The 2,115-nt window shown below is 36.1% G+C and carries 1 protein-coding gene; it reads left to right on the forward strand.

Annotated elements, in window-relative coordinates; all coding sequences use genetic code 11:
• Positions 1-291 precede the first annotated feature (291 nt).
• Complete coding sequence (locus BUB12_RS17340) at positions 292-1,911, forward strand: zinc ribbon domain-containing protein (protein ID WP_159431595.1); 1,620 nt, start codon at positions 292-294, stop codon at positions 1,909-1,911.
• Positions 1,912-2,115 lie beyond the last annotated feature (204 nt).

The raw sequence follows: 2,115 nt of genomic DNA on the forward strand, positions 1-2,115 counted from the left end.
CGCTTTCCTCGGGCGGCTGGTAAGCCTCCTCGGGCATTCGCCCTGTGGGGTCTTACCTATGCCTTTTTTCCCGAAGGAGTCTTCGTGTATTTCTTTCGCTAGTTTTGCACAATGAAGAATGTTTTATGTATTTTTGAAATAAAAACTCTCCACAGTTATATTGTCATTCACATAATTTAATTTGAAATGTCATTAATGACTTTCTATCAATAACCATTACAAAATAGTGTAAACTACCTATGTTTATATTATAATGATAGATACTTTAATATGTTAGGGTGTGGGTTGCAAATGAATTTTTGTAAAGAGTGTGGCAGTAAATTACAGGATGGAGCCCGATTTTGTCGAGAATGTGGTACAGAAGTTGCAAAAACGAGTACTAGTATAACTAACTCTAGTAAAACTAACACTAGCACAACTAATACTAGAACAACAGCTCAACAAAGTCGAGTGAGTTCGCCTAAGAAAAAATCACTAAAATGGCCAATGGTAGCAGGTGTAGCACTTATTATAATAGTTGCAGGTATTATTATCTATAAAATGAATGATACAGAAACGGCTAGTAATCCAGCTGATGAAGAAAATAATAACGAAGTAACAACAGAAACACAAACAGAAACTAATGAAAATCCTGAAGTTGTTGAAGAAGAACCACAGTCAGTGACTAGTGAGCAATTCCAGGAACTTTTTCCCGACTGGCAAATGATTAAGCAGGAAAAGGTAAACTTTGAAGAAAGCAATTATCCGATTCTAGTAATGGGGAAAAAAGGTTCTAGTGATTTTGGTAAGGTTAAACTTACTGTAATGGATTATAACAATCAAGAAAAACAATGGGAAAGTGTGTGGGAAACAGAAGAATTTGAAGCAGATCCTTACTTAGATGTGGATTCATTTTTAGGTGATATGTTCTTATTAAATCCAGAAGGACAAAATGGTGCTTTAATAGTCTTTAATCTCTTACATAGTGGAAACTCAGGCATGTATTCAACAACTGCCATCCAAATTGATAATCAAGGAATAGGTACCAATAAATGGACAGGCTATGGTACTAGCATGGAAGTGGATAATAGTACAGTCATCGTCTATGAAAAAGGTGAAACCCATATAACTTTACAAGATGGTAATGTGGCTGTTGAAGAGATTACTAGAAGTGATTTAGAAGTGACATCGGATTCTACAATAGTGAAGTTTATTTTAGATAATCATGGACTAATTGTGCCAACAGGCGATAAGGAAATCTATGTTGAACTCGGGGAAGAAATATCGTTTGTTCCAGCAGATGACATAACCAAGCAACTATTTGATGATGGTGAAATCGCAATTTACACCAATCTTTGGAACAATGATTCACCAGTTAACACGTCCAACGCAAACCGATTGCCTGGTGGGAACACAGTTGAATTCACGGAAGAAACTACAGTTGAGTTTATTTTAGAATATTATGATGGTGCTAATTTTGGCTTGGATGGTCCACCTGTCACGTTTATTGTTCATGTAGGCGATGGGAAAGCAGTTGATGAAAATACGTCCGCGGCAATTACTACTCGCTTCCAAGTTGGAGATTCATTAACAGACCTAATTGATCATTATGGGGAACCATCGTTTGATGATTATTATAATGGCGGGAGATTAGTCTTCTTTGAGGATGATGGCTACTTCATAGATGGAAATGAACTAGTATATGGATTTTATATTACTAGCTCAGATTATACGATCTTTAATGGACAAGTTGGTATGACAGGAAATGAATTAAATGAAGCTTTACCAGTAACAACCGAACCGTATTTTGATGATGTATATTCTCAAGAGTACGTATATCAATATAATATCGATGATTATAAGATTCATTTTTATGCGAAAGAAGAAAATGGGCCAACGTATTCAGCTACGATTATAAAAATGAACTATTAAAATAAAAAAAGAGAGGGTGGGACAAAAATATTTTGATACACAAAAATCCGAACAATCGTTTGGATTTTTTAGATTACGAGCAAATTTTTAGTGGTGGCGTGAATTCGATCGCTACGGAAAATACACTTCGCTTTCACTTCCAGCACAAGTGCGACATCTGTTCAAGCTTCCTACGGTCGCTTTCACAGTGTCTTCTTTGCCGCG

The organism is Ornithinibacillus halophilus (genome assembly GCF_900129485.1).
In the GTDB taxonomy this organism is placed as follows: domain Bacteria; phylum Bacillota; class Bacilli; order Bacillales; family Amphibacillaceae; genus Ornithinibacillus; species Ornithinibacillus halophilus.